Here is a 25,753-nt window from a genome sequence, read left to right on the forward strand (position 1 = left end):
GTGGCTCAAGCCATGCGAGAGTAGGTCATCGCCAGGGGCTTTACCCGAAACCCTCAGTCCAACAGGACTGGGGGTTTCTTTTTTGCGCGACATTTAAGCCAACTGGCTAAAGCCAGAACCAGAACCAGAACCAGAACCAGAGCTAAAGCCAGGGCTAAAGCCAAGCCAAAGGCAGAGCCGAAGCCAAGTAGCGCCAGGGCAATCGGGCACTCGGACGCTCCAGGCGCATCCTTGGCACCTTGCCACGGTGTGATCTGGGGCTCATCGACACGTAACGCAGCACCTGACGCGTCGGTTACGGTCCAAGGTTGAGCTTCTTTCTCACCTCTGTCCCCTGACTTTCGCGTCGATGCCGAGAGGTGGGTGCTGGCAGCGATGCTGTTGTGTAGCAATGACCTACCGCTTACTTCTGCGCAATGCAGATGTACGGGCACAGCACCTTATGCGGATATCTGGGCACAACAAAAAACCCCGCGATGCGGGGTTCTTGTTTTCCTCAGCAAGCCAAGAGATGGCCTGAAATGGTTTGGGCTGGATCTCAGTCGCCCAGTGTCAGAAGCGAGGCATTGCCGCCTGCGGCTGTTGTGTTGACGGTAACGACCTTCTCGGTAGCGAAGCGCAGCAGGTAATGCGGGCCGCCGGCTTTCGGGCCGGTGCCTGACAGGCCCTGGCCACCGAAAGGTTGTACGCCGACGACCGCACCGATCTGATTGCGGTTGACGTAGACGTTACCCACCGCAACGCGGGCGGTGATGCGATCGATGGTCTCGTCGATGCGCGAGTGCACGCCCAGGGTCAGTCCGTAACCGGTGGCGTTGATCTGATCGATGACGGCGTCGAGTTGGTCGGCTTTCCAGCGAATGACATGCAGGACGGGGCCGAAAATCTCACGCTGCAGCTGCGCGAGCGAGGCTAGCTCGTATGCACGTGGGGCGAAAAAGTTGCCGTTGGCAGTGGCTGGATCTGGGGTGGTGGTGCCGATCAGGCGCGCTTCGCGATCCATGCGCGTCGCATGATCGTCGAGGATCTTGAGCGCATCTGCATCGATCACGGGGCCAACGTCGGTGGACAATAGGGCAGGATCGCCGACCTTCAGCTCTCCCATGGCGCCGGCCAGCATGGTCATGACCTTGTCGGCGATATCGTCCTGCACGAACAGCACGCGGGCTGCCGAGCAGCGTTGGCCGGCAGACATGAAAGCGCTGGAGATCGCATCCTTGACGACAGCTTCCGGCAACGAGGACGAGTCGGCGATGAAGGCGTTCTGGCCACCGGTTTCGGCGATCAGCACGCCGATCGCGGCGTCGCGCGCGGCCAGGGTCCGGTTGATGACGCGTGCGGTCTCCGTGGAGCCGGTGAAGGCGACGCCCGCCACACGCGGGTCATTGGTCAGCGCAGCGCCGACGGTGGCGCCGTCGCCCGGCAGGAACTGCACGACCGCCTCGGGGATGCCCGCTTCGTGCAGTAGCTTCACTGCTGCGTAGCCAATCAGGTTGGTCTGCTCTGCAGGCTTGGCGATGACGCTGTTGCCGGCGGCCAATGCGGCGGCGACCTGGCCGAGGAAGATGGCGAGCGGGAAGTTCCAGGGGCTGATGCAGACGAATACGCCGCGGCCATGCAGCTGCAACTCGTTGGATTCGCCGGTTGGCCCTGGCAGACGCTCGGGCGCGCCGAACTGGGCGCGCGCCTGGCCGGCGTAGTAACGCAAGAAGTCGACCGCCTCGCGCACCTCGGCCACGGCGTCGGGCAGGGTCTTGCCGGCCTCCTTGACGCAGATCGCCATGAACTCGGGCATGCGTGTCTCGAGCAGGTCGGCGGCATGCTCCAGGATGGTGGCGCGGCTGGCGGCAGGCGTGCGGTTCCAGGCCGGCTGCGCGGCAGCAGCGGTGGCCAGAGACGTCTGCACGATGGCCGGACCGGCCGGCTGCCACTGCCCGACCGTTTCGCGTCGGTCCGCCGGATTGAGCACCGCCTCGCTGGGCGTGCTGATCACCGCGCCGGGCACCAGCGGGCCGGCCTTCCATGGCTTGATGGCGGCATTGAGTTGCTCGGCCAGCTGCCGCAGATCGTTGTCGTTGGCGAGATTGGCGCCCATGGAGTTTTTCCTGTGTTGGTTCTGGCTGCGCAACAGATCGGTCGGCAGCGGAATCTTGGGGTGCGGAATGGAGCCGAACGAGGACACCGCTTCGACCGGATCGCGGATCAGGTCTTCGATGGCGACGTCCTCGTCGGTGATGCGATTGACGAAGCTGGAATTGGCGCCGTTCTCGAGCAGGCGACGCACCAGGTACGGCAGCAGATCTTCGTGTGAGCCGACCGGTGCGTACACGCGGCAGGGCAGTCCCAGGCGATCGGCCGGGATCACTTCGGCATACAGGTCATCGCCCATGCCGTGCAGCTTCTGGTGTTCGTAATGCTTGGTCGTCGCGATCGCGCTTACCGCCGCGATGGTCTGCGCGTTGTGCGTGGCGAACATTGGATACAGCGCATCGCTGTGCGCGAACATGCGACGCGCGCAAGCCAGATACGACACGTCGGTATTCTGCTTGCGGGTAAAGACCGGGTAGCCGGGGTGGCCTTCGATCTGTGCGCGCTTGATCTCCGCGTCCCAGTACGCGCCCTTGACCAGGCGCACCGGAATGCGACGACCGACGCGGCGTGCCAGATCGGCGAGAAAATCGATCGTGTACGGCGTGCGCTTCTGATATGCCTGCACCGCCAAACCATAGCCTTCCCATCCATCCAGCGATGGGTCGGAGAACGTGGCCTCGATGATGTCCAGCGACAGTTCCAGACGGTCGGCTTCTTCGGCGTCGACGGTGTAGCCGATACCGTAGGACTTGGCCAGTTGCGCCAGCTCCAGTACACCCGGCACCAGCTCGGCCATCACGCGTGCGCGCTTGGCATGTTCGTAGCGCGGATACAGTGCGGACAATTTGATCGAGATGCTGGGCGCGGCAAATACATCGGTGCCGACGAAACTGCCGCTGCGGCCGATCGCATGGATGGCATCGCGGTACGCCTGCAGATAGCGCTGCGCATCTTTCATGGTCAATGCGCCTTCGCCGAGCATGTCGAACGAATAGCGGTAATCGGCGTTGTCGCCCTTACGCGAGCGCGACAGGGCTTCACCGATGGTACGCCCCATGACGAACTGGTGGCCCATGATCTTCATCGCCTGGCGCACGGCCAGGCGAATCACCGGCTCGCCGACGCGGCCGATCAGGCGCTTGAACGCGCCCGGCACGTCGGCGCGGGTGAGGTCATTGAGTTGTACCAGCTTGCCGGTGAGCATCAGACCCCAGGTCGATGCGTTGACCAGCACCGAGTCGCTGCCGCCGACGTGTTTTTTCCAGTCCGCATCGCCGAGCTTGTCGCGGATCAGCTTGTCCGCGGTGTCCTGGTCGGGAATGCGCAACAGCGCTTCGGCCACGCACATCAGCAGTACGCCTTCTTCGCTGCCCAGGTCGTACTGCCGCATGAAGGCCTCGATCGCGCCCTGGTCCTGCGCACGTGCGCGGACGCGGGCGACCAGATCGGCGGCCACCGCCTGCACCCTGGCCTGTTCGGCGGCGGGCAGACGCGCCTGGTCGAGCAATTCGCGGACGTGTTCGGTTTCGTCCTTGAGCCAGGCGGCAGTGATCGCCGCACGCAATGCGCCGGGTGCGGCAGGCAGCTCGGGCGCCAGCAGCGGGCGCGCAACTGAGGGAGAGGCAAGCGGGTCGAGCTGAGCGTTCATGCGAAGGGTGCCTGAGAATCCGTGCTCATTCTAGAGAGCCGCAGCCCCTGCGCACTTGTGTGGAAGCGGCAACTTTTCTGCCGTTTTGTGCACGTGGCCGGCGCAGGCCCGAACGGACCCGATCGTTGCCGGCCGCAGCCGCGGGTATCGGCACATGCATCGGGAAGTGGTTGATTTATGCGTGTTTTTAGCTGCACTGCAGCAATTGATCGATTGCCGGAAACGCTTGCCGCATGCGTTCGTGCGGGTCTACCATCGGGCCATTCCCGCAGTGCGCTGCGTGCTGCCAATGATCGAAGTTCTGCCGTTGATGTCCGAAGGGGTCGGGACGCAGTTGCAGTTGCGGCCTCCGCGGGCATTGTCGGCCAGGCAATTCGTGCAGCTGTTCGCAGTATTGGCCGGAACGATGTGGGTATGTGCGGGCCTGGGGTGGTGGACCGGCAATGCATTCGCGCCGGTGTTCGCCCTGTTGCACAGTGGTGTGGTGGCGCTGGCGCTACGGCAGTTGTGGCGAAGCGGCGAGCGCGAAGAAGCGATCCGGATAGGCGAGACCGTTGTCGAGGTGTTTCCGTCCGGACAGGCGCCACCAGCGTTTCAGGCACATCCGCATTGGGTGCGGTTATGCATGGAACGCGACGACAGGGTGGTGCTGGTCAGCAGCGGCAAGCAGATCGAGATCGGAAGTTTTCTCGGGCCGGCCGAACGTGTGGAACTGGCAACGACGTTGAAACGCTTGCTCGCGGCCGCCAATGGCCGTCACCGATGACGTAAGGGTCTAGGCAATGACGCAACGCAGCAGCTGGAAGGCGACGTATTCGAAGTTGGCTTTGGCAATTCTGGCGCTGACCAGCGCTTCATGTGCCTGGGCGCAATCGGCCGACCCAAAGGAATGGCAGCTCAACATGGGCCGCGGGGTCACCCAGACCGCGCGCATGGCCTACGAGGCGCACATGGTGGCGCTGTGGGTCTGCGTGGTGATCGGCGCGCTGGTGTTCGGTGCGATGGGCTATGCGATCTTCAAGTTCCGCAAGTCCAAGGGCGCGGTGGCCGCGCAATTCAGCCACAACACCACGGCCGAAGTGCTGTGGACGGTGATCCCGGTGCTGGTGCTGATCGCGATGGCCTGGCCGGCGACGGCCAAGCTGATTGCGATGTACGACACCCGCGAGTCGGAAATGACCGTCAAGGTCACCGGCTACCAGTGGATGTGGAAATACGAGTATCTGGGCCAGGGCGTGGAGTTCACCAGCCGGCTGGCGCGTGAATCGGACCGCATCCGCCAGAGTGGCGAGCGTCCGACCGCTGCATCGCAACCGCATTATCTGCTGGATGTGGACAACCGCCTGGTGCTGCCGGTCAACACCAAGATCCGTTTCGTGATCACCGCCGACGACGTGATTCATGCGTGGTGGGTGCCGGCCCTTGGCTGGAAGCAGGACGCGATCCCCGGCATCGTCAACGAGGCATGGACCAATATCGAGCAGCCGGGCGTCTATCGCGGGCAGTGCGCCGAGTTGTGCGGCAAGGATCATGGCTTCATGCCGATCGTGGTGGAAGCGCTGCCCAAGGCCGAATTCCAGCGCTGGCTGGCGGCCCGTCGCAGTGCCAGCGCAGGGCCTGCCGCACCGCCCGGCACCCCGGTGCCGGCGTCCACACCTGCAGCACCGCCTGCCGGCGAGGCCGCTCCAGCCGCAGCGCCTGCTCCGGCCGCCGCACCGACCGCCGCTCTTTAATCGCCCGCAACCGCACCGCTTCGTAGAGGTCGTTCCGTCATGGCGCATACCGCAGTCGATCACCACGGACACCACCAGCCCGGTTTCGTCGAGCGCTGGTTTTTCTCGACCAATCACAAGGACATCGGCACGCTGTACCTGCTGTTTTCCTTCGTGATGTTCATCATCGGCGCGGCGATGAGCGTGGTGATCCGCGCCGAACTGATGCAGCCCGGGCTGCAGTTCGTCAAACCCGAGTTCTTCAACCAGATGACCACCGTGCATGCCCTGGTGATGATCTTCGGCGGAGTGATGCCGGCCTTCGTCGGGCTGGCCAACTGGATGATTCCGCTGCAGATCGGCGCGCCGGACATGGCGTTGCCGCGCATGAACAACTGGTCGTTCTGGTTGCTGCCGGTGGCATTTACCTTGCTGCTGCTGACGCTGTTCCTGCCCGGCGGTGCGCCGGCCGGCGGCTGGACGCTGTATCCGCCGCTGTCGCTGCAGGGCGGCTACAACGTGGCCTTCAGCGTATTTGCGATCCATGTTGCCGGCGTCAGTTCGATCATGGGTGCGATAAACATCATCGCCACCGTGCTCAACATGCGTGCGCCGGGCATCGATTTGCTGAAGATGCCGATCTTCTGCTGGGCGTGGCTGATTACCGCGTTCCTGCTGATCGCGGTCATGCCGGTGCTGGCCGGCGCGGTGACCATGCTGTTGACCGACAAGTTCTTCGGCACCAGCTTTTTCAATGCGGCCGGCGGCGGCGACCCGGTGATGTACCAGCACATCTTCTGGTTCTTCGGGCATCCGGAGGTCTACATCATGATCCTGCCGGCGTTCGGCGTGGTCAGCGAGATCATCCCGACCTTCAGCCGCAAGCCGCTGTTCGGCTATCAGGCGATGGTCTATGCGATTGCGGCGATCGCGTTCCTGAGCTTCATCGTGTGGGCGCACCACATGTTCACCGTGGGCATGCCGCTCGGTGGCGAAATCTACTTCATGTTTGCCACGATGCTGATCTCCATCCCGACCGGGGTGAAGGTGTTCAACTGGGTCAGCACGATGTGGAAGGGCTCGCTGACGTTCGAGTCGCCGATGCTGTGGGCGGTGGCGTTCGTGATTCTCTTCAGCATCGGTGGATTTTCGGGCCTGATGCTGGCGATCGTGCCGGCGGATTTCCAGTATCACGACACCTATTTTGTGGTCGCGCATTTCCATTATGTGCTGGTCACCGGTGCGGTGTTCGCGCTGATTGCGGCGGTTTACTACTGGTGGCCGAAGTGGACCGGGCGGATGTACAACGAGACCTGGGCCAAGTTCCATTTCTGGTGGACGATGGTGTTCGTCAATCTGCTGTTCTTCCCGCAGCATTTCCTCGGCCTGGCCGGCATGCCGCGGCGGATTCCCGATTACAACGTGGTGTTTGCCGACTGGAACCTGATCAGCTCGATCGGCGCGTTCGGCATGTTTGCCACGCCGTTCCTGATGGCCGGCATCCTGTTCGCCTCGCTGCGCAGCGGGGCCAGGGCCGACGCACGTGCCTGGGAAGGCGCCAAGGGACTGGAGTGGACGGTGCCGTCGCCGGCGCCGGCGCATACCTTCACCGTGCCGCCGGTGATCAAGCCTGGAGATCTTGCGCATGAAGACATCGGTCACTGAGTCCGCGCCGCCGGCTGTGGCACGTCTGCTCTCCGCTGCCGAACGGCAGGCGCAACAGCGTCGCGCGGTGCGCCGCACGGCGATCACGGTCGGCATCATCGCGCTGCTGATCTATGCCGGTTTCATCGCGTCGGGAGTCATCGGGCGGTGAACGCGCGGGCGCCCGCACCTGCACCGACGGCCGGCTTGTTCAAGCTGCTGGGCGTGGTGTTGGGCGTGTTCGTGCTGACCTTTTCGCTGGTGCCGCTGTACCGCATCGCGTGCGAAAAAGTATTCGGCATCCGCATGGAGCGCGCACCGGGCAATACGCGTGGCAATGCCGCTGCGATTGCAGGGGCTGGCAAACGCACGGTGCGGGTGGAGTTCGATGCCGGGGTCAATTCCAAACTGCCGTGGACCTTCCATCCCGAGCAGATGACGATGGATGTGGTGCCGGGCGAACTCAACGAGGCGCTATACTTCGCACGCAACGACAGCGCGCGGGCAGTGGTCGGCAGCGCGGTGCCTTCGGTGGCGCCAGCGCGGGCATCGGGGTATTTCAACAAGACCGAATGCTTCTGTTTTACCGCGCAGACCTTGCAGGCCGGCGAAACGCGCGACATGCCGCTGCGTTTCATCGTCGACCCTGCACTGCCGCCGGAAGTCACCACGATCACCCTGTCCTATACGTTCTATCGCAACGACACCCTGACCTCGGAGTTGCAGGGCGGTGGCGCATCCAGCGCGCCGCGCGCGGCGCCTTGATCCTTCATCCACACGCAGCACCGACACGGAAGCAACGCCATGGCCGACCATAGTCCCAACGCCGATGCGTATTTCGTCCCGAGCCAGAGCAAGTGGCCCTTCGTCGGGTCGATTGCGATGTTCGTGATGATGATCGGCGTGGCCAGCTGGCTCAACGATGCGGCATGGGGGCGCTGGACGTTCTTTGTCGGCATGGCGATGTTGCTGGCGACCTTGTTCATGTGGTTTGGCGATGTCATCCGCGAATCCAACGCCGGGCACTACAACCGCCAGGTGGACGGCTCCTTCCGCATGGGGATGGTGTGGTTCATCTTTTCCGAGGTGATGTTCTTCTGCGCCTTCTTCGGTGCGTTGTTCTACACGCGTGTGCTGACCCTTCCCTGGCTGGGCGGCGAAGGCGATGGCGTGATGACCAACGAGCTGCTGTGGAACGGCTATTCCGCTGCGTGGCCGACCAACGGTCCCGGCACGATCGGTGGGCAATTCCAGACCATCCCGGCCTGGGGCCTGCCGCTGATCAATACGCTGATCCTGCTCAGCTCCGGCGTCACCTTGACCATCGCGCATCACGCGCTCAAGGGCGGCCGTCGCGGCGCGCTATTGCTGTGGCTGGGCCTGACCGTGCTGCTGGGCTGCGTGTTCCTGTTCCTGCAGGCCGAGGAATACATCCACGCCTATACCGAGCTCAATCTGACGCTGGGATCGGGCATCTACGGCTCGACCTTCTTCATGCTCACCGGTTTCCACGGCATGCACGTGCTGCTGGGCACGATCATGCTGGCGGTGATGTGGCTGCGGGTGGCGCGCGGGCACTTCACCCGCGACAACCACTTCGCCTTCGAAGCGGCGGCCTGGTACTGGCACTTCGTCGACGTGGTGTGGCTGGCGTTGTTCCTGTTCGTGTATGTACTTTGAGGGCTGAGATTCGGGAATCGGGAATCGGGAATCGCCAGAGCGAGCCTGCTTTTGCTCTTACGATTCCCTACTCCCGATTCCCCATTCCCGGCCGCGTCAGCGGCCGAGCCCATGCGGTTTGATCCAGCCGGTGTAGATGCCGAGCATCACGACGGCGATCAGTGCGACCGATAGACCGATGCGCCAGGTCAGTGCGTTGACGGTGCGCTTGGTCTGGCCACGGTCGGTGAGCAGGTAGTAGAGGCCCGCGCCCAGGTTCCACAGGATCACGATCAGGAAGGCGACAATCAGCAACGTCTTGAGCGAATCGTTCACAACAGCCCCGGTGGTCGTCGGCGTGGTAGCGGCATTGCACGCCTTTTTGCGTCGCTTGTCATGATGCGCAAGCACACGGCGGTGTTGGGATGGTGTCTTGCCCTACTGGTCAGCGCAGGCTTTGCGGCGCTGGGGCAGTGGCAATTGCAGCGTATGCACGGCAAACAGGCGTTGCTGGAACGTGCGGCGCATGTGCGGCAGACGCCGTTGACCCTGGTGCAGGCCCTGGCCACGCCGCATGCGCTGGCCTGGGTGAGCGGAGAGGTGCGGTTTCTGCCGCAGCAGGTGCTGCTGGACAACCAGCTGCATGCCGGGCGCGCCGGCGTGCGGATCTATCAACTCGCCGCGCCGCAAGGCAGCCCGGCCACGCTGCTGGTCGATCTGGGCTGGCTGCCGTTGCCGGCCAATCGGCAGTTGCCGACGATTACGCCGCTGCAAGGCACCCGGACATTGCAGGGGGTGCTGACTGCGCCGCCCTCGGCCGGACTTGCGATGGGGCCGGCGTTGTCGGCCGCCAATGCGCCGCAGACCTGGCTGGCCACGCGTCTGGAGACCGCCGCCCTGCGCAGCGCGTTTGGCAGGCGCGACATTTCGTCGCAGGTCTTGCGCCTGGATCCGGCCCTGCCGGTCGGTTATGCACGCGACCTGGAGATGCTGCCGAACACGCTGCCACCCGCGCGGCACTTGGGTTATGCGGTGCAATGGTTCGGCCTGGCCGTGGCCGTGCTGGTCACCGCGACGCTGCTGAGCTGGCGTGCGCGTCGCCGCCAGCGACGCGGGCACTGACGCCTGCGGCATGAGAAAATCGACGGCATGACCCCCTCCACATCGGCCACGCCGCATTCGGTCAAACGCGGCCGCAGGATGCTGATTGCCCTGGCGGCGCTGTTCTTCGGCTCGATGTTGCTGGCCGGTGCGCTGCGCTTCTCCGGATGGCAGCCGGCATCGATGCGCAACCACGGCGAACTGCTCAAGCCGCCTGCCGACCTGCGCGGGTTGGTGCCGGTGCGCGCGGACGGGCAGCCGTATGCATGGACGCCTGCCGAACGTATGTGGCGGATTGCGCTCGCACCGCCTGCCAATTGCACGCAGCAGTGCGTGATGCTGGCGGCCGAACTGGACAAGGTGTGGCAGCTGCTCGGCCATCGCGCCGACAAGGTGGAGGTGTTGTGGATCGGCAGCCCGCCAGCCGGTCTGCCGCCGATGCCGGCCCTGCGTGTGCTGCGCGACGACGCGCGGTTCCGGCAGGGCCTGCCGCGTGCCAACGATGCCGCCGGTGTGCCGGTGTATGTAATCGACCCGAATGGCTTCGTGATCCTGCGGTATGCCCCGGGGTTCGACCCGGCCGGCCTGCGTGCCGATCTGGTCAAGCTGCTGAAACTGATGTGAGCCCGTTTTGATGAACCTGTTTGCGCCACCGGCATTGTTCCGCCACTTCCATCGCATGGCCTGGCTGGCTGCGTTGTTCACCGCGAGCACGATCCTGTTCGGGTCGTTCGTGCGCCTGTCCGATGCCGGCATGAGCTGCCCGGACTGGCCGACCTGCTACGGCCGCGTCACCTGGCCGCAGAGCAGCGACGAAGCCAATACGCATGTGGCCAGCAAGATCCGTCCGCTGGAATCGCACAAGGCCTGGCGCGAGCAGGTGCACCGCTTCCTGGCCGGCGCGCTCGGGGTGGAGGTGCTGGTGCTGTCGTTGCTGGCGGTGCGCCGCCGCCGCATGGGCATCGCCCAGGTGGTCTCTGCCGCGGTGCTGGTGGCCTTGTCGATTCCGCTGTACATGTCCGGCTGGCACGCACTGGCGTTCGGCGTGGCGATCGCGGGCGAGGCCATCCTGCTGCTGGCGGCGCTGCGCTGGAGCAATATCGACCTGGCGCGTGCGGCGGTGCTGACGCTGGCGGTGGTGATCTTCCAGGCGCTGCTGGGCATGTGGACGGTGACGCTGTTGCTCAAACCCATCGTGGTGATGGGCCATCTGCTCGGTGGCATGCTGATGTTCTCGCTGCTGGTGTGGATGGCCTGGCGTGCGACGCACCTGCCGATCACGCTGGCCGATGCATCGCGGCTCAAGTGGCTGTTGCGCGCGGGCGTGGCGGTGCTGGGCCTGCAGATCGCCCTCGGCGGCTGGGTCAGTGCCAACTACGCGGCGCTGGCCTGTGGCGGCGGCAGTTGGTCGGCCGACAATTTCCCGCACTGCGTCAGCCAGTGGTGGCCGCCGCATGACTTCCGCGAGGGTTTCACGCTCTGGCGCGGGATCGGGGTGGATTACGAAGGCGGTGTGCTCGATGGCGCAGCGCGCATCGCCATCCAGATGGCGCACCGGTTGTGGGCAATCGCGACGGCGCTGTATCTGTGGTGGCTGGCCTGGCGCCTGTCGCGTTCGCCGGGCATGCGCGTGTGGGCCGGTGCCTTGGCGGTGCTGGTAGCGGTGCAGGTGACGCTGGGTATGCTCAACGTCAAGTTGGCGTTGCCGCTGGAAGTGTCGGTGCTGCATAACGGGGGCGCGGTCGCACTGGTGTTCGTGCTGGTCTCGCTGCTGGCGCGGCTGCGCGCGCCGGAGTGAGCATGGCTGTCAGCGCACGCGATTACTGGGATCTGACCAAACCCAAGGTGGTGGCACTGATCGTGTTCACTGCCCTGGTGGGCATGTTCCTGGCCATCCCCGATATGCCGACCTGGGTGCAGGTGCGCACCGGTGCATTGGGCTTTCTGGGCATCTGGCTGGCGGCGTCGGCGGCGGCAGCGATCAACCAATTGCTGGACGCCAAGATCGACGCGCAGATGGCGCGTACTTCATGGCGCCCGCTGGTGGTGGGCAAGGTGCGGCCGTGGCAGGTGCTGCTGTTTGCCAGCGTGCTGATCGTGATCTCCATGACCATCCTGGTGGTCTGGGTGAATGTGATCACGGCGGTGCTGACGTTTGCGTCGCTGATCGGTTACGCGGTGATCTACACCGTGTACCTGAAGCGTGCGACCTCGCAGAACATCGTGATCGGCGGTCTGGCCGGCGCTACGCCGCCGATGCTGGGCTGGGCCGCAGTGACCGGCTTGCCGACCAGCGCCGACTGGATCAATGCCTCGCTGCTGGTGTTGATCATCTTCATCTGGACGCCGCCGCATTTCTGGGCGCTGGCGATCTTCCGCCGTGCCGATTACGCCAAGGCGGCGATCCCGATGCTGCCGGTCACCCATGGCGTGCCGCATACGCGCAAGCAGATCCTGGTATACACGGTACTGCTGGCGATCGTGACCCTGCTGCCGGTGGCGGTGGGCATGAGCGGGCTGTTCTACCTGGGCGGCGCGGTGGTGCTCAACGTGGTGTTCCTCTGGTACGCCTGGCGCATGCTCGACCCGCCGGACGAGCTGTTCTCGATGAAGATGTTCGGTTACTCCATCGTCTATCTGATGGCGCTGTTCGCATTTTTGATGGTGGATCACCTGCTGTTGCCGTGGGTGCGCTAGCGGCCAGCGAAGAAAAGCCCGCTGCTGCCCCCAAGGCGATCGACCCGCGACTGACGTAGCCGTCAGGCGGACGCCGCTGGCGCCGGGAACCGGCCCATTTCAGTCGGACACACCAATTGCGCGCGCCGTCCGGCATCCGGCGGCCGATCGCCAGTGAGCGCATTCCCATTCGCTGCGTAGCTGGCTGTGCCCTCACGCCGGCTCAGCTCAACCAGCTGGCGCACTCGCTGGTGTTCTTGCTGCCGCAGCTGCTCTGCATCTTCTGCTGCAGTCGCGTCAGCACCGCATCGCCTTCCTGGCGATGCTGCCTGCCCCAGGTCTTCAACGTGGCGCCAAGCGTGGCGAAGCGCTGCCGGGTGCGTTGGCGGTAGCCATCGGGTTGCCCGGCCAGCTCGCCGATCACCTGCGTGGCAGCTGTCTCGATGCCGGCGGTGTCGTCCGGGCTGAGCCGGACCAGGCCATCCACGTACATCACGCCCCATTGCACGCGGGTGGCGGGTCCTTGCGCGCTGTCGTACGCCTTCTTGAGCCAGGACAGCGCGGTCTTCTTATCGCCGCGCTGTTCGGCCAGATCGGCCAGTTCGGGCATGTAGTAGTACGGCGTCTTGCTGCGCGTCAACTCGGCCAGCAGCAGCTGTTCGGCGCCGCTGCTGTCGCCCACCTCGCCGAGCAATGTCGCGGCGGTGCTGATGGTGGATTGGCGCTCCTCATCGGTCCTGGCGGTGGCGGTCGCCCATTGCACGCGTTGCTGCACGGTGTCGACCACGGTCTTGGGCAGCGGCGGTTGCGGGCCTTTGGCCTGGGTTTCGGTGGGCTGGCCTTGTGTCAGGCGTGCCAGCTGGATCCGTGCGTGCGCGGTGCCGAGCCGGTCGGCGATCGGCAGTGCGGTGTCGGCGTAGACCTTGTCCAATGCCAGATTCAGCGCGTTGGACAAGGCGGTGCGTTCGCCGGCATCGCTGCTGGCAGCGGCGACCAGCCGTGCGGGCATGTAGCTCAGCGTGCCGAGATTGGCGCGCACCTCTGCCGGATCCGCCAGCACCGCTTCCAGCAACGTGCGCGACGCCGCGCTGGCGGCAGGCGGTTCCTTGGCTGCGGTAATCGCCGCCAGGGCGAAGCGGCGTTGCAGGGCCGGCTGTGGCGCCGACTTGCATAGGCGCGTGAGCACATCGACGGCCTGCTCCGGCTTGACCAGCCGATCGTCGGTACCCCAGGCGTAGTTGCCGAGCACGGCCCAGTCGTCCGCGCTGAGCTGCTGCGGGGTCTGCAATACGGTGTCGAGCAGTTGCCTGGCGGTACTGGTGCTCCTCGCGGCCACGCGCAGCACATCGGCCAGGCGTGCGTTGTCGGCATCGCCGGCCAGGCGGGTGATCTCGCTGCGATCCGGGCGCAGCACGATGATGGTCGGATAGCCCTTGATGCCGAAGCGCTCGCCCCAGGCCTGCGCACCCTCCGAATCGCCATCCAGGTGCACCGCCACGAATTGCTGGGTGCGGGCGATGAAGGTCGGGTCCTTGAACAAGGTGGCCTTCAGACGATTGCAGGGCGGGCACCAGGCCGCACCCCAGTACAGCAGGATCGGCTTGCCGCTTTCCTTGGCCTCGGCGAAGGCATCTTCGACATCGCCCTCGCGCCAGGCGATGCTGGACGCGGGTGCCGATGTGGCGGCCGCCTTGGTCTGTGCCGGTGCTGGCGGCGTGGCGGGCTTGTTGCAGGCAGCAAGCGTGGCCAGTACCGCCAGCAGCGCGATCAGGGACGGGGCAGGGCGTCGGAACGACAGCGTCATGGCAATCACCGATGGGGGACGGCAGCGAGGTGGATCGAACACTCTAGCGAGAGGCGCTGTGCCAGCGTCGGAGTGCGTCATGACCGTTGTCTATCTGCTTACAACCGGCACCGGCACGCAACCCGAACCAGTGGCGCGCCGGGCGTAGCGGCCTGGCGATGGCGACGCAGGCCACGCCGGCGGCAAGCAGGCTTTTGCAGGTCACGCAGCCGCGGGCTGTGCTGGGTGTCGTCGATCAGCCCACTGCCGTGCGATGGCCGTTACCTTCCATGATCACCGGCAGTGGTCTGCGGCTCCCCGGGTGCGGTGCGCGCGTAACGCGCGGCCACGAATGCGCAGACGATCAGCTGCAGCTGGTGATACAGCATGATCGGCAACACGATCGCGCCCAGCCCGCCGCCGGCGAACATCACCTTGGCCATCGGCACGCCGGTGGCCAGGCTCTTCTTGGAGCCGCAGAACACGATCGCGATCTCGTCGGCGCGGTTGAAGCGCAGGCGCCGCGCGATGAAGGTGATCGAGAGCATCGCCACCGCCAGCAGCAGCGCGGCCGCACCGAGCACCGCAAGCAAGGCCGGCAACGGCGTCTTCTGCCACAGGCCTTCATTCACCGATGCGCTGAAGGCGGTGTACACCACCAGCAGGATGGTGCCCTGGTCGGTGTAACGCAGCACGGCGCGATGCCGTTCGACCCAGCCGCCGATCCACGGGCGCATGAAATGGCCAGCCAGGAACGGCGCCAGCAACTGCAGCAGGATCTTGCCGATCGCTTCGGCCGGGTGCGCCATCGCGCCCTGGCTGCCGACCAGGGCGCCCATCAGCAATGGCGTGAAAAACACCCCCAGCAGGCTGGAAAGCGAGGCGGCACACACGGCTGCCGGCACGTTGCCGCGCGCCATCGAGGTGAAGGCGATCGACGATTGCACCGTGGACGGCAGCGCGCACAGGAACAGCACGCCGACATACAGCTCCGGTGTCAGCGCAAGATGCGCGAGCGGTTTGAACAACAGCCCGAGCAGCGGGAACAGCACGAAGGTGCAGGCCAGGATCACCAGATGCAGGCGCCAATGCAGCGCGCCGGCCTTGACCGCCTCGCGCGACAGGCGCGCGCCGTGCAGGAAGAACAGCGCGGCGATCGCCACGTCGGTGACATCGTCCATGATCGCCGCGGCGGTGCCGGAGACCGGCAGGAACGAGGCGAGCGTGACCGTGCACAGCAGCGCGAGGGTGAACGGATCGATGCGCAACCGCGCCAGCCAGTGTTTGATCATCGTGCGTATTCAGGGGGAGGGCTGTCTGCAGAGTGCCATTGTAGAGGGCAGCGTGCACCGTGCGAGTCGGCCGCGCAGCGCAGGCCGGGGACGCATGCGTGCTCGCACCGGCTCCGGCAGGAGGGTGCGGTTGCGTCTGCCTGCAGCGGTGCGGGCAGCGCCACTCGGAGCGGTGAGCGATTCGTGCGATACGTCGAAAATCCGCTGCGTGGACGCTTCGGGCACGCATATCCTTTGTTAGATTCCGGTTGCACACGCCGCGCGCGCTCGTGTTCGATCGTGTTTCCACGCAAGGCTTAAGGAAAGGAGCCAGTCCATGCGCTACGACCAATATCAACAGACCTTCGCGCTTTCCGCCCTGGCCAACTGGGTGGGCGATCGCAGAGGCAGCCAGCCGGCGTTGCAGGCGGACTACCAGGCCACGTTGCTGCAGACGCTGGCATCGGCCGACACCCAGGACAGGATCGGCGACTGGCAACTGGTGTGGGGGCCGCAGGTCTGGCAGGCGGCCGATTCGTCGCTGTCGGGCAATGCCATGTACGTGGCGCGTACCGACGCCATGCCGGGCATCGGCGAGGCATATGTGGTCGCGCTGAGCGCCACCAACCCGGAGTCGCTCTACGACTGGTTCACCGAAGACTTCGATGTGTCCTCGGTGGTGGATTTTGCGACCTACACGCCGCTGCTCGGCACCGCGCCGGTTGCGGCGAAGAAACCCGTCAAGCCAGGTGCGGCGGTCATCTCGATGGGGGCCGCCACCGGTGTATGGCATCTGCTGAACATGGTCAGCCCCCCCACCGCAGTGGCGCCGAACACCACGTTGCTGGATTTCCTGCAAGCGCGGGATGGCAGCAAGGCGACGGTGATCTTTGCCGGGCACAGCCTGGGCGGTGCGCTGTCGCCGACCTTGGCGACCTGGTTGAAGACCAACGGCAAACTGGACAATTTCAGCGCCGTGCATTGCTATCCCACCGCCGGCGCCACGCCGGGCAACGGCGGGTTCGCCGCGCTGTATGCGCAGGCATTGCCCTCTCCAGCGCCGGGCGCGGCGCCGTACCAGATCTGGAATGCCGACTTGTGGAACACGCTCGATTGCGTGCCGCATGCCTGGACCGTGCCGATGCTCAACCAGATCAAGACGCTGTACGGGAATGCGCCGATCAGGGAGATCGATGTGCTGGTCGATGTGGCCATCGCCAATGCAGTAGCGTCCACGGTGAACTACCGGCAGATCGGCAACCAGCCGCTGAGCGGTACGCTCACCGGCACCCCGACCACGATCGTGCAATTTCTCGAGCAGATGGCCCACCAGCACACCACCGCCTATCAGGCGCTGATTGCCGACTGGCTCATCCCCGTGGCTGGCACGCCGCAGACGCAAAGTGCCGATGGCGCGCCTGCGCGCGATGCCCTGATCGAGCGCCTGACCGCGCATGCCGGCCAGGCCGCACTGGCCGATGCCGAGAAGATCGAAGCGGTCAGCGCGGCGCTTGGCTCGATGGCCAAGACCTTGTTCAAGCAGCTATGAGCGCGCGCCGGCATGCAGCGGCCAGGGCTGGCCAAGTGCGTCGGCAACAGGTGGCCTGACAGCATGCGCTGGATGTTCGGCGCGCGCCCGGACGCAGGCGCAGCCTGTCCTTGTCGGTCGCGCCGAGTCATTGTGCGCGTTGCCTGATCTGTGCAGCTCTTCCAGGCGCCGCTGCAGCAGCTGCCGGTCCAGCTGGGCCATGGCGTCGTGCAGCGTGCGCTCTGGCACCGCACACGACAGCATGACCTGATCCCGTTGCGCCAACCCGCCTACAACGCGGCAAGCGCCTTGAACAGCTCGCGCAATTCGTACTTGTCGGTGTCGTCCAGGCCCTGCGCGCGCTGCTTGTCCTGCAGTTCGTCCAGGCGCTGACGCAGCAATTGCTTGTCCAGTTGCGCGACGACGTCATGCAGCTCCATCGCCCAGCTGTGTTCGTCGCCGGGCAATGCCTGCGCGGCCAGTTTCTGCAAGGCGGCCTGTTCCTCGCGCTCGGCGAAATGTTCCAGCAGTGCGCCGGTGCTGATTTCCGGGCGTTGCCGCACCAGTGCCAGCAGTTCCATCAACAGCTCGATGCCGGGCAGGCGCAGGCCGGAAAAATCGTGGTCGCCCTCCAGGCTCATCGCCAGCGATGGCTGTTGCAGCAGGATCGCAATCGACGCGCGCACCAGGCTGCGCTTTTGCGTGGGCGCGCCCATGCGTGCCGGTGGCCGTGCCTGCGATGCGGACGCCTGCGCCGCGTGACTGGCGCCCACGCCGGTCAGGCGCGACAGCTCCTGCTTCATCAGATCGCCGAACGCGCCTTCGGGGATCTGCGCCAGCATCGGCTTTGCGCGTTCGGCCAGCCGCGCCTTGCCATCGAGCGTGTGCAGATTGATCTGCCGCGACATTTCGTCGAAGAAGAACTGCGACAGCGGCGTGGCCTGGGCCAGACGTTGGTCGAAGGTCGGTGCGCCTTCCTTGCGCACGATGGTGTCCGGGTCCTCGCCGTCGGGCAGGAACAGGAAGAACGCCTGGCGGCCGTCCTTCATGCGCGGTAGCACCGATTCCAGCGCACGCCAGCCGGCCTTGCGGCCGGCGTTGTCGCCGTCGAAGCAGAAGTACACATCCGGTGCGTTGCGGAACAGCAGCTCGGCATGTTCGGGCGTGGTCGCCGTGCCCAGCGTGGCCACCGCCTGGGTAACGCCGAACTGGAACAGCGAGACCACGTCCATATAGCCTTCCACCACGATGAGCCGTTCGATCTTCTGATTGGCCTGGCGCACCTGCCACAGGCCGTACAACTCGCGACCCTTGTGGAACAGCGCGGTTTCCGGCGAGTTGAGGTACTTCGGCCCCGGATCGCGGCCATCGGCCGGCGCGCCCAGGATGCGTCCGCCGAAGGCGATCACGCGGCCGCGGCGGTCGAAGATCGGGAACATCACCCGGTCGCGGAACTTGTCGTAGACATGGCCGCGATCGTTCTTGGAAAACAGCCCGGCGCGTTCGAGCACGCTCATGCGGCGCGCATCGGTGCCCAGCGTGTCCTTCAGTGCGCTGTAGCCATCGGGTGCGTAGCCGATCTGAAAGCGCGCGCGGTTGTCGGCATCCACGCCGCGGCCGTCCAGATAATCGTGCGCCCGTTCGCTGCTATCGAGCTGACGCTGGAAGAACCTGGTCGCCGCCTCCAGTGCCGAATACAGCTCGCGGCTGTCATCCTGTTGCTGCGGGGTGCGTTGCTGGGTCTCGCGCGGGATTTCCATGCCGGCACGCTTGGCCAGCTCGTCGACCGCATCGAGAAATTCGAGGCGGTCGTAATTCATCAAGAAACTGATCGCGGTGCCGTGCGCGCCGCAGCCGAAGCAGTGGTAGAACTGCTTGGTCGGCGAGACCGTGAACGAAGCCGAGCGCTCGTCATGGAACGGGCAGCGCGCCGAGTATTCCTTGCCCTGACGCTTGAGCGGCACGCGGCCGCCCACCACCTCGACGATATCGGTGCGTGCAAGCAGTTCGTCGATGAATGCGTCGGGGATGCGGGCCATCCCGCTAGGATATCCCAGCCGCGGCGCTCGCCGATTTCAGCCAGCGATGGCCCTCGGCGAAGCGGTGGCTACCACGCGGGCATGCGCGGCATCAGGCTCGGCATGCGCGATCAACTGCGCGTGGGCGCTTCCGGCGGCTGCAGCGCGGCGTCTGGTTCGGCGGCGGCCGGCGGCAGGTTGTCCGTGTCCACGCCGGCCTCGCGCAGCTTGCGATGCGAGCGCACACGCTCGTCGATCACCGCGGTCAGCAGGGCGCCGACGAAGAACACTACCGAGGCGTAGTACATCCATACCAGCAGGATGACCAACGTGCCCATCGAGCCGTATGCGCTGCCAGGCGCGGCCCTGGCGATGTACAGGCCGATGCCGTAGCGACCCAGTGCGAACAACAGCGCGGTGATCACGCCGCCGACGAAGGCCTGCCGCCAGTTGACGGTGCGATCGGGCAGATACCGATACAGAAAAGCGAAGGCGAGCGAATACAGCGCCAGGGTGGTGATGTAGCCGATCGCCGGCAGCACCGATGGCAGCCGTGCGAACACCACCTGCAATGCGGTGGTGGCAATCATCGATACGATCAACAAAAAGCCCAGCGCCAGGATCACGCCGAACGAGAACACGCGCTTCTTCAGCCACGCCATCAGGCCTTCCAGGCGCTGCTTGTCGGTGCGGAAGATCAGGTTCAGGGCGTTCTGCAACTGCGCAAATACCGCTGTGGCGCCGATGAACAGCAGCAACGTGCTCCACAGTCCAGCCAACGACCCCACGCCGGGTTGATCGGTGGCGTTGCGGATCACCGTGTCGGCCACTTCCGCCGCGCTACCGCCGGCCAGTTGCGCGATCTGCTGTACCAGCGCTTCCTGCGCAGGCGGATACAGCGATGCGGTGAGCCACAGCAGCAACACCAGCAGCGGTGCCAGCGACAGCAAGGCGTAGAACGACAGCGACGCGGCCTGCGTCATCACGTCGATCTCGAGAAAGCGATTGAGCAGTGCCATCGGCAGGCTGCGCTGCAGGCGGCTCAGATGCTTCTGCAGGTGTTCGGTTGAGAGCTTCGTCACCGGCGGGGAATCCTTGGGCATACCGTTGTGCGCGCAGGCGTCGTGAGGCGAAGCCGGCATGCGGAATGCTTCACCCGGACCTGTGCTGGCGAAGGTGTTCTAACAGGGCGTGTTCAAAGAGCGGGTGAAAGCGAGCGCTGGATGGCGCGCGCGTGCTGCTATTGAAACGGCGCTGCAGCCAGGTGCATGCAGGCGGCTCGCTGCAGTGCCCTGACCCTCGGGCACAGGGCACTGCACAGGCGAAGAACTCAGCCTGCCAGATGCTGCTTGACCAGCGTCGAGACCAGGCCCATGTCGGCCTGACCGGCCAGTCTGGGCTTGAGTGCGCCCATCAGCTTGCCGATGTCGGCCGGGCCGCTGGCACCGGTCTGCGCGATGGCTGCCTGGATGGCGGCGACGATCTCGGCTTCGCCCATCTTGGCCGGCAGGTAGCGCTCGATCACCACGATCTCCTCGCGCTCGATCTGTGCCAGGTCGTCGCGTGCGGCGGCGTCGAACTGGGTAACCGAGTCCTTGCGCTGCTTGACCATCTTGTCGAGCACGGCGATCACGGCGGCATCGTCCATCTCGACGCGTTCGTCCACTTCCTTCTGCTTGATCGCGGCATTGATCAGCCGGATCACGCCCAGGCTGTGCTTGTCGCCGGACTTCATGGCGGCCTTCATGTCATCGGTGAGCTGCTGCTTGAGGGGCATGGGTGTAACTCCTGGGAGTGCGTGTTGCAGATGTGCCGATGCGCCATGACGGGCGCAGTGCATCGGCAGGAAGTCGGGCCGGACAGGCGCGGATGACGGCAGCGATGCCGGTCGCCCCGGCGGTTGCGCAGAGCGCAACGGTTGCCTGGCATCGGGCCAATACAAAAAGCCGGCAACGCTTGCGCGTGCCGGCTCCTGGGTTCCACTCCGATGGGCCGCGCCTTCAGCGCATACCCATCGGCGGAACCGCGTTCGATCAGTACAAGCGCTGGCGCTTGGTGACGTCGCGCGAGGAACGACGCAACTGACGCTTCACAGCAGCGGCAGCCTTGCGCTTGCGCTCCTGGGTCGGCTTTTCATAGAACTCGCGCTTGCGGGTTTCGGCCAGCACGCCGGCCTTTTCGCAGGTGCGCTTGAAACGGCGGAGCGCAAATTCGAAGGGCTCGTTCTCGCGGACTTTAACGCTGGGCATGGGTTCTCCAGATAATGGGATTTCCGTCCGGGAGCCCCGGGCGGGTGCGAGCGGACTCGCGTGACGGAATTTCCGGGTTGCCCCGGCGAGCCGCGCATTATAACGACTTGCCAACGACCTGCAAGCCCCCTGCAGCATCAGCGCGGGCGAGCCCGATAAAGCCTGCGGCTGCGGGTGACGCGGTGGCGGTCACACGGCGGTGCAGCAGATCGCCTCTGGCCGATCTGCGCAGGGCAAAAGCTGCGAAAATAGGCCGCATGTGCCCGCCTGCCGAGTTGCCGTGAAAGTTCTTGGGATCGAATCATCGTGCGATGAGACCGGCGTGGCGGTCTACGACACCGCGCTGTCCGGCGTGACGGCGCTGCGTGCCCACGCGGTCTATAGCCAGATTGCGCTGCATGCCGAATACGGCGGCGTGGTGCCGGAGCTGGCCAGTCGCGACCATGTGCGCAAGTTGCTGCCGCTGATCCGCCAGACTTTGGACGAGGCCGGATTGGGTATCGGCGAACTCGATGGGGTGGCCTATACCGCCGGCCCGGGCCTGGTTGGCGCACTCCTTGTCGGTGCCGGTGTGGCGCGGTCGCTGGCCTGGGCGCTGGACGTGCCGGCGATCGGCGTGCATCACATGGAGGGCCATCTGCTGGCGCCGCTGATGGAGGACGACCCGCCGCAGCCGCCGTTCGTGGCGCTGCTGGTCTCGGGCGGTCACACCCAGTTGGTGTCGGTGAAGGCCCTGGGCCAGTACGAGGTGCTTGGCGAGACGCTGGACGATGCGGCCGGCGAGGCCTTCGACAAGACCGCCAAGATGATGGGCCTGCCGTATCCGGGCGGGCCGCAGCTGGCGGCCCTGGCCAAAACCGGCATCCCGGGGCGCTACAGGTTCGCGCGGCCGATGACCGACCGTCCCGGGCTGGATTTCAGTTTCAGCGGGCTCAAGACCCAGGTGCTGCTGGCCTGGCGCGGCAGCGACCAGTCCGACACCACGCGGGCGGATATCGCGCGCGGGTTCGAGGATGCGGTGGTGGAGACGCTGGCGATCAAATGCCTGCGCGCGCTGGACGCGGCCGACTGCAACACCCTGGTGGTGGCCGGCGGCGTGGGCGCCAACAAGCGCTTGCGCGCACGTCTGCAGGACGCGGCGCAGCGGCGCGGCGGCCGGGTGTGCTTCCCGCGGCCGGCCTTGTGCACCGATAACGGCGCGATGATCGCCTTTGCCGGCGCGCTGCGGCTGGAAGCCGGCGAGCGCGCCGGTGCGGCAGTGCATGTGACGCCGCGCTGGGATATGGCTGCGCTGCCGCCGCTGGCGGCGGGGGAATCGGGAGTAGGGAATCGGGAATGGTAAAAGCGCTACTTCGATTCCGTCCGCGCTGCCCCGTCGTTGCTTGTGCTTCCCACCATTCCCTAATCCCGACTCCCGATTCCCCACCTATGGACAAAGTGTTTATCGAAGGCCTGGAAATCGATGCGTTGATCGGCATCTACGACTGGGAGCGGCGCATCCGCCAGACGCTGCGGTTCGATCTGGAGATGGGCTTCGACAACCGCATCCCGGCCGCCAGCGACGACATTGCCGACACCCTGAACTACAAGGCGGTGAGCAAGCGGCTGATCGAATTCGTGCAGGCCTCGGACTTCGGGCTGGTGGAGACCCTGGCCGAGCGCTGCGCGGCGATCGTGCTGGACGAGTTCGGCGTGTACTGGCTGCGGTTGAAGCTGAGCAAGCCCGGCGCGGTGCGCGGCGCGCAGGCGGTGGGTGTGATCATCGAGCGTGAGCGAGCCCGCTGACCGCCGCCGGCACCAGTGGGCGCGTTCCTATCCACAGCCGAACCCGGAAGATCCAGGCGGCGCCGGACCAGCGATCCACGACCACGCGACCGATCCCAGCCCAAAGCGCGGTTCAACCGGACCCGACAAATCCCCAATCCCCAATTCCAAATCCTGACACTTGCACCCTCGCGGTCGCGTCAGGCTAGAATTGACGGCCATGTAAACGTTTTCTCAAGGATCTCATGGCTGCTGATCGTATCGAAACCCTGATTGCCCAGATGACCGTCGAAGAGAAGGTCGGACAGTTGGGTGTGTTCGCCGACATGGTGCGGCCGTTCGCGCCGGACGTGAATCCCGAAGCCAATGTGCTCAACGCCGACGAGGTGCTGCAGCAGGTGCGCGCGGGCCGGGTCGGCTCGCTGTTCAATGGCGTCGGCGCCGCGCTGGGCGTGCAGATCCAGAAGGTGGCGGTGGAAGAAAGCCGCCTGGGCATCCCGGTGATCCTGGCGGCGGATGTGATCCACGGCATGCGCACGGTGTTCCCGATTCCGCTGGGCGAAGCGGCCAGCTTCGAGCCGGAGCTGGCCGAGCGCACCGCGCGCGCCACCGCGATCGAGGCGACCGCCGCCGGCCTGCACTGGACCTACGCACCGGCCGTGGACATTGCGCGTGACCAACGCTGGGGCCGTGGCGCGGAAGGCGCCGGCGAAGACGTGGTGCTGGGCGCAGCGTTTGCCGCCGCCCGCGTGCGCGGCTTCCAGGGCAGCGATCTGAAGGCCGACGATTGCCTGCTGGCCACCCCCAAGCACTTCGCCGCCTACGGCGCCGTGGCCGCGGGCATGGAATACAACACCGTGGACATCGCGCCGCAGACACTGCGCGATGTGCATCTGCCGCCGTTCAAGGCCGCCTTCGATGCCGGCGCACTGACCGTGATGTCCTCGTTCAACGACATCAACGGCGTGCCGGCCAGTGCCAACCACGAGTTGCTGACCGAGATCCTGCGCGGGCAATGGCAGTTCCCCGGCGTGGTGATTTCCGACTACACCGCCGACATGGAATTGATTGCGCACGGCTATGCGGCCGATGAGCGTGATGCGACCAAGAAAGCGTTCCTGGCCGGCCTGGATCTGAGCATGCAGAGCGGCTTTTACGCGGCGCATCTGCCGTCGCTGGTGGAAAGCGGCGAGGTGCCGATGGCCACGCTGGATGCCAGTGTGCGGCGCATGCTGCAGTTGAAGGAAGCGATCGGGTTGTTCGACAACCCGTACCGTTCGCTGGATCCGGCACGCGAAGCCGACACCGCGCACCTGCCCGCGCACGATGCGTTGTCGCGCGATGCGGCGCGGCGTTCGATCGTGTTGCTGAAGAACCAGGGCGAGGTGTTGCCGCTGAAGAAAAGCGGGCAGCACATCGCGCTGATCGGGCCGTTCGTGCAGGACCGCGAGAACATCGAGGGGTGCTGGACGCTGTTCGGCGACAAGCAGCGCTACGTGACCCTGGAGCAGGGCGTGCGTGCGGTGGTCGATGGCGAGCATCTGACGGTGGTGCCGGGCTGCGGCCTGGAAGAGGCGCTGCCGGGCGGCATTTCCGCCGCCATCGATGCGGCGCAGGCCGCCGATGTGGTGGTGCTGGCGCTGGGCGAGCCGCAGCGCTTCAGTGGCGAGGCGCAGTCACGCACCGAGATCGTGTTGCCGCCGGCGCAGCAGGCATTGGCCGAAGCCATCGCCGCCACCGGCACGCCGATGGTGGTGTTGCTGCGCAATGGCCGCGCGCTGGCCCTGAGCGGTGCGGTGCGCGATGCCGATGCGATTGCAGTCACCTGGTACCTGGGCACGCAGACCGGTACCGGCGTGGCCGATGTGTTGTTCGGCGACTACAACCCCTCCGCGCGTCTGCCGATCAGCTTTCCGCAGGTGACCGGGCAACAGCCGTATTTCTACAGCCATCTGCGCACTGGCCGCCCGGAACTGCCGACGCTGTCCGAGTACAAGGCACGCTGGCGCGAGATGCCCAACGAGCCGTTGTATCCGTTCGGTCATGGCTTGAGTTACACCACCTTTGCGTATGCGCAGCCGCAGCTGAGCAGTGCGCAGCTCGGCTGGGACCAGACGCTGACCATCACCACGCGCGTTACCAATACCGGCCGCGTGGCCGGCGAAGAGGTGGTGCAGCTGTATGTGCACGATCGTGTGGCCAGCCGGGTGCGCCCGGTGCGCGAACTCAAGGGGTTCCGCAAGGTGCTGTTGCAGCCTGGCGAAAGCGCGGACGTGGTGTTCACCCTGACGCGCGACGCACTGGCCTTTACCAACCACAGGAACGTGTTTGGTGCCGAGCCGGGCGTGTTCGATGTCTGGGTGTGCGCGTCGGCCAAGAGCGGCGAGGCGGTGACGTTCGAGTTGCTTGACGCCTGAACACGTACGGGCGTCGCGCGATAGGCGGCGCAGTGCGACGACTAGCACGGGGTGTGACAATGACGGACGTGGCCCAGGGGCTCGCCGTCATCGGGTCGGAGGTGATGTAGCTGGGTGCCTGATCGATGTGAACCACGGGTTTGCGGACATCTCCATATGTCGCGACAGGCACCGCGCCGGATCGAACGCGGC

22 protein-coding genes are annotated in these 25,753 nt (G+C 65.5%); 14 read left to right on the forward strand and 8 right to left on the reverse strand.

Features of this window, described 5'->3' with window-relative positions:
• Positions 1-538: 538 nt before the first annotated feature.
• Entirely contained in the window at positions 539-3,739 is a 3,201-nt protein-coding gene (gene putA, locus FHT08_RS00005) for a bifunctional proline dehydrogenase/L-glutamate gamma-semialdehyde dehydrogenase PutA (RefSeq protein ID WP_166773892.1), read from the reverse strand.
• 289 nt (positions 3,740-4,028) lie between these two features.
• Here putA and FHT08_RS00010 point away from each other — a divergent pair, with 289 nt between their 5' ends.
• The 6 genes from FHT08_RS00010 to FHT08_RS00035 are packed head-to-tail and all read left to right on the forward strand — an operon-like array spanning position 4,029 to position 8,775.
• Positions 4,029-4,505: a DUF2244 domain-containing protein gene (locus FHT08_RS00010; protein ID WP_104536530.1), complete on the forward strand. Its 477-nt coding sequence runs from the start codon at positions 4,029-4,031 to the stop codon at positions 4,503-4,505.
• Positions 4,506-4,521: 16 nt separating this feature from the next.
• Positions 4,522-5,472, forward strand: a complete 951-nt coding sequence (gene coxB, locus FHT08_RS00015; protein ID WP_166773893.1) for a cytochrome c oxidase subunit II — start codon at positions 4,522-4,524, stop codon at positions 5,470-5,472.
• 39 nt (positions 5,473-5,511) lie between these two features.
• Positions 5,512-7,116 carry a cytochrome c oxidase subunit I gene (ctaD, locus tag FHT08_RS00020; protein WP_104536528.1) on the forward strand — a complete coding sequence of 535 codons (1,605 nt, stop codon included), beginning with the start codon at positions 5,512-5,514 and terminating at the stop codon, positions 7,114-7,116.
• Positions 7,097-7,267: a hypothetical protein gene (locus FHT08_RS00025; protein ID WP_024938846.1), complete on the forward strand. Its 171-nt coding sequence runs from the start codon at positions 7,097-7,099 to the stop codon at positions 7,265-7,267. The genes ctaD and FHT08_RS00025 overlap by 20 nt, the downstream gene beginning before the upstream one ends.
• A complete protein-coding gene (locus FHT08_RS00030; RefSeq protein WP_104536527.1) occupies positions 7,264-7,860 on the forward strand; it encodes a cytochrome c oxidase assembly protein in 597 nt (198 codons plus the stop codon). Before FHT08_RS00025 ends, FHT08_RS00030 begins: the two co-directional genes overlap by 4 nt.
• Positions 7,861-7,899: 39 nt before the next feature.
• Positions 7,900-8,775 (forward strand): cytochrome c oxidase subunit 3, encoded by an 876-nt coding sequence (locus tag FHT08_RS00035; RefSeq protein ID WP_016902806.1) that lies wholly within the window; start codon positions 7,900-7,902, stop codon positions 8,773-8,775.
• 96 nt (positions 8,776-8,871) lie between these two features.
• Here FHT08_RS00035 and FHT08_RS00040 read toward each other — a convergent pair whose 3' ends face one another.
• Positions 8,872-9,090 (reverse strand): twin transmembrane helix small protein, encoded by a 219-nt coding sequence (locus FHT08_RS00040; protein ID WP_166773894.1) that lies wholly within the window; start codon positions 9,088-9,090, stop codon positions 8,872-8,874.
• A 60-nt stretch (positions 9,091-9,150) separates the two neighbouring features.
• On the opposite strand from FHT08_RS00040, the gene FHT08_RS00045 reads away from it, so the two are divergent.
• Genes FHT08_RS00045 through cyoE form a run of 4 tightly spaced genes read left to right on the forward strand, consistent with a single transcriptional unit; the run spans position 9,151 to position 12,552 of the window.
• A complete protein-coding gene (locus tag FHT08_RS00045; RefSeq protein ID WP_104536524.1) occupies positions 9,151-9,876 on the forward strand; it encodes an SURF1 family protein in 726 nt (241 codons plus the stop codon).
• A 27-nt stretch (positions 9,877-9,903) separates the two neighbouring features.
• Positions 9,904-10,479 (forward strand): hypothetical protein, encoded by a 576-nt coding sequence (locus FHT08_RS00050; RefSeq protein ID WP_104536523.1) that lies wholly within the window; start codon positions 9,904-9,906, stop codon positions 10,477-10,479.
• 10 nt (positions 10,480-10,489) lie between these two features.
• The gene (locus FHT08_RS00055) at positions 10,490-11,653 is read left to right on the forward strand and encodes a COX15/CtaA family protein (protein ID WP_166773895.1); all 1,164 of its coding nucleotides are present in this window, start codon (positions 10,490-10,492) and stop codon (positions 11,651-11,653) included.
• A gap of 2 nt (positions 11,654-11,655) precedes the next feature.
• Positions 11,656-12,552 carry a heme o synthase gene (cyoE, locus tag FHT08_RS00060; RefSeq protein ID WP_104536521.1) on the forward strand — a complete coding sequence of 299 codons (897 nt, stop codon included), beginning with the start codon at positions 11,656-11,658 and terminating at the stop codon, positions 12,550-12,552.
• A 202-nt stretch (positions 12,553-12,754) separates the two neighbouring features.
• Here the strand turns inward: cyoE and FHT08_RS00065 are convergent, their stop codons facing one another.
• Together FHT08_RS00065 and FHT08_RS00070 are read right to left on the reverse strand one after the other, a co-directional pair.
• On the reverse strand, positions 12,755-14,335 hold the full coding sequence (locus FHT08_RS00065) for a thioredoxin family protein (RefSeq protein WP_166773896.1): 1,581 nt from the start codon (positions 14,333-14,335) through the stop codon (positions 12,755-12,757).
• Between the two features lie 260 nt (positions 14,336-14,595).
• Positions 14,596-15,606 carry a bile acid:sodium symporter family protein gene (locus tag FHT08_RS00070; protein ID WP_104536519.1) on the reverse strand — a complete coding sequence of 337 codons (1,011 nt, stop codon included), beginning with the start codon at positions 15,604-15,606 and terminating at the stop codon, positions 14,596-14,598.
• A gap of 316 nt (positions 15,607-15,922) precedes the next feature.
• Here FHT08_RS00070 and FHT08_RS00075 point away from each other — a divergent pair, with 316 nt between their 5' ends.
• On the forward strand, positions 15,923-17,134 hold the full coding sequence (locus FHT08_RS00075; RefSeq protein ID WP_166773897.1) for a hypothetical protein: 1,212 nt from the start codon (positions 15,923-15,925) through the stop codon (positions 17,132-17,134).
• 269 nt (positions 17,135-17,403) lie between these two features.
• Here FHT08_RS00075 and dnaG read toward each other — a convergent pair whose 3' ends face one another.
• From dnaG to rpsU, 4 genes are all read right to left on the reverse strand, one after another.
• Entirely contained in the window at positions 17,404-19,152 is a 1,749-nt protein-coding gene (dnaG, locus tag FHT08_RS00080; RefSeq protein WP_166773898.1) for a DNA primase, read from the reverse strand.
• Between the two features lie 110 nt (positions 19,153-19,262).
• A complete protein-coding gene (locus FHT08_RS00085; RefSeq protein ID WP_166773899.1) occupies positions 19,263-20,213 on the reverse strand; it encodes a YihY/virulence factor BrkB family protein in 951 nt (316 codons plus the stop codon).
• A 248-nt stretch (positions 20,214-20,461) separates the two neighbouring features.
• Entirely contained in the window at positions 20,462-20,908 is a 447-nt protein-coding gene (locus tag FHT08_RS00090; protein WP_104536515.1) for a GatB/YqeY domain-containing protein, read from the reverse strand.
• Positions 20,909-21,164: 256 nt separating this feature from the next.
• Positions 21,165-21,380: a 30S ribosomal protein S21 gene (gene rpsU, locus FHT08_RS00095; RefSeq protein ID WP_002808376.1), complete on the reverse strand. Its 216-nt coding sequence runs from the start codon at positions 21,378-21,380 to the stop codon at positions 21,165-21,167.
• Positions 21,381-21,660: 280 nt separating this feature from the next.
• On the opposite strand from rpsU, the gene tsaD reads away from it, so the two are divergent.
• The 3 genes from tsaD (at position 21,661) to FHT08_RS00110 (ending at position 25,561) form a co-directional block, all read left to right on the forward strand.
• Positions 21,661-22,722, forward strand: a complete 1,062-nt coding sequence (gene tsaD, locus FHT08_RS00100) for a tRNA (adenosine(37)-N6)-threonylcarbamoyltransferase complex transferase subunit TsaD (protein ID WP_166773900.1) — start codon at positions 21,661-21,663, stop codon at positions 22,720-22,722.
• An 86-nt stretch (positions 22,723-22,808) separates the two neighbouring features.
• Positions 22,809-23,165 (forward strand): dihydroneopterin aldolase, encoded by a 357-nt coding sequence (folB, locus tag FHT08_RS00105; RefSeq protein WP_104536513.1) that lies wholly within the window; start codon positions 22,809-22,811, stop codon positions 23,163-23,165.
• Between the two features lie 224 nt (positions 23,166-23,389).
• Positions 23,390-25,561 carry a glycoside hydrolase family 3 N-terminal domain-containing protein gene (locus FHT08_RS00110; RefSeq protein WP_104536512.1) on the forward strand — a complete coding sequence of 724 codons (2,172 nt, stop codon included), beginning with the start codon at positions 23,390-23,392 and terminating at the stop codon, positions 25,559-25,561.
• The last annotated feature ends 192 nt before the right edge of the window (positions 25,562-25,753 follow it).

The sequence above is a fragment of the Xanthomonas sp. CFBP 8151 genome (genome assembly GCF_011761885.1).
Lineage (GTDB): Bacteria > Pseudomonadota > Gammaproteobacteria > Xanthomonadales > Xanthomonadaceae > Xanthomonas > Xanthomonas arboricola_B.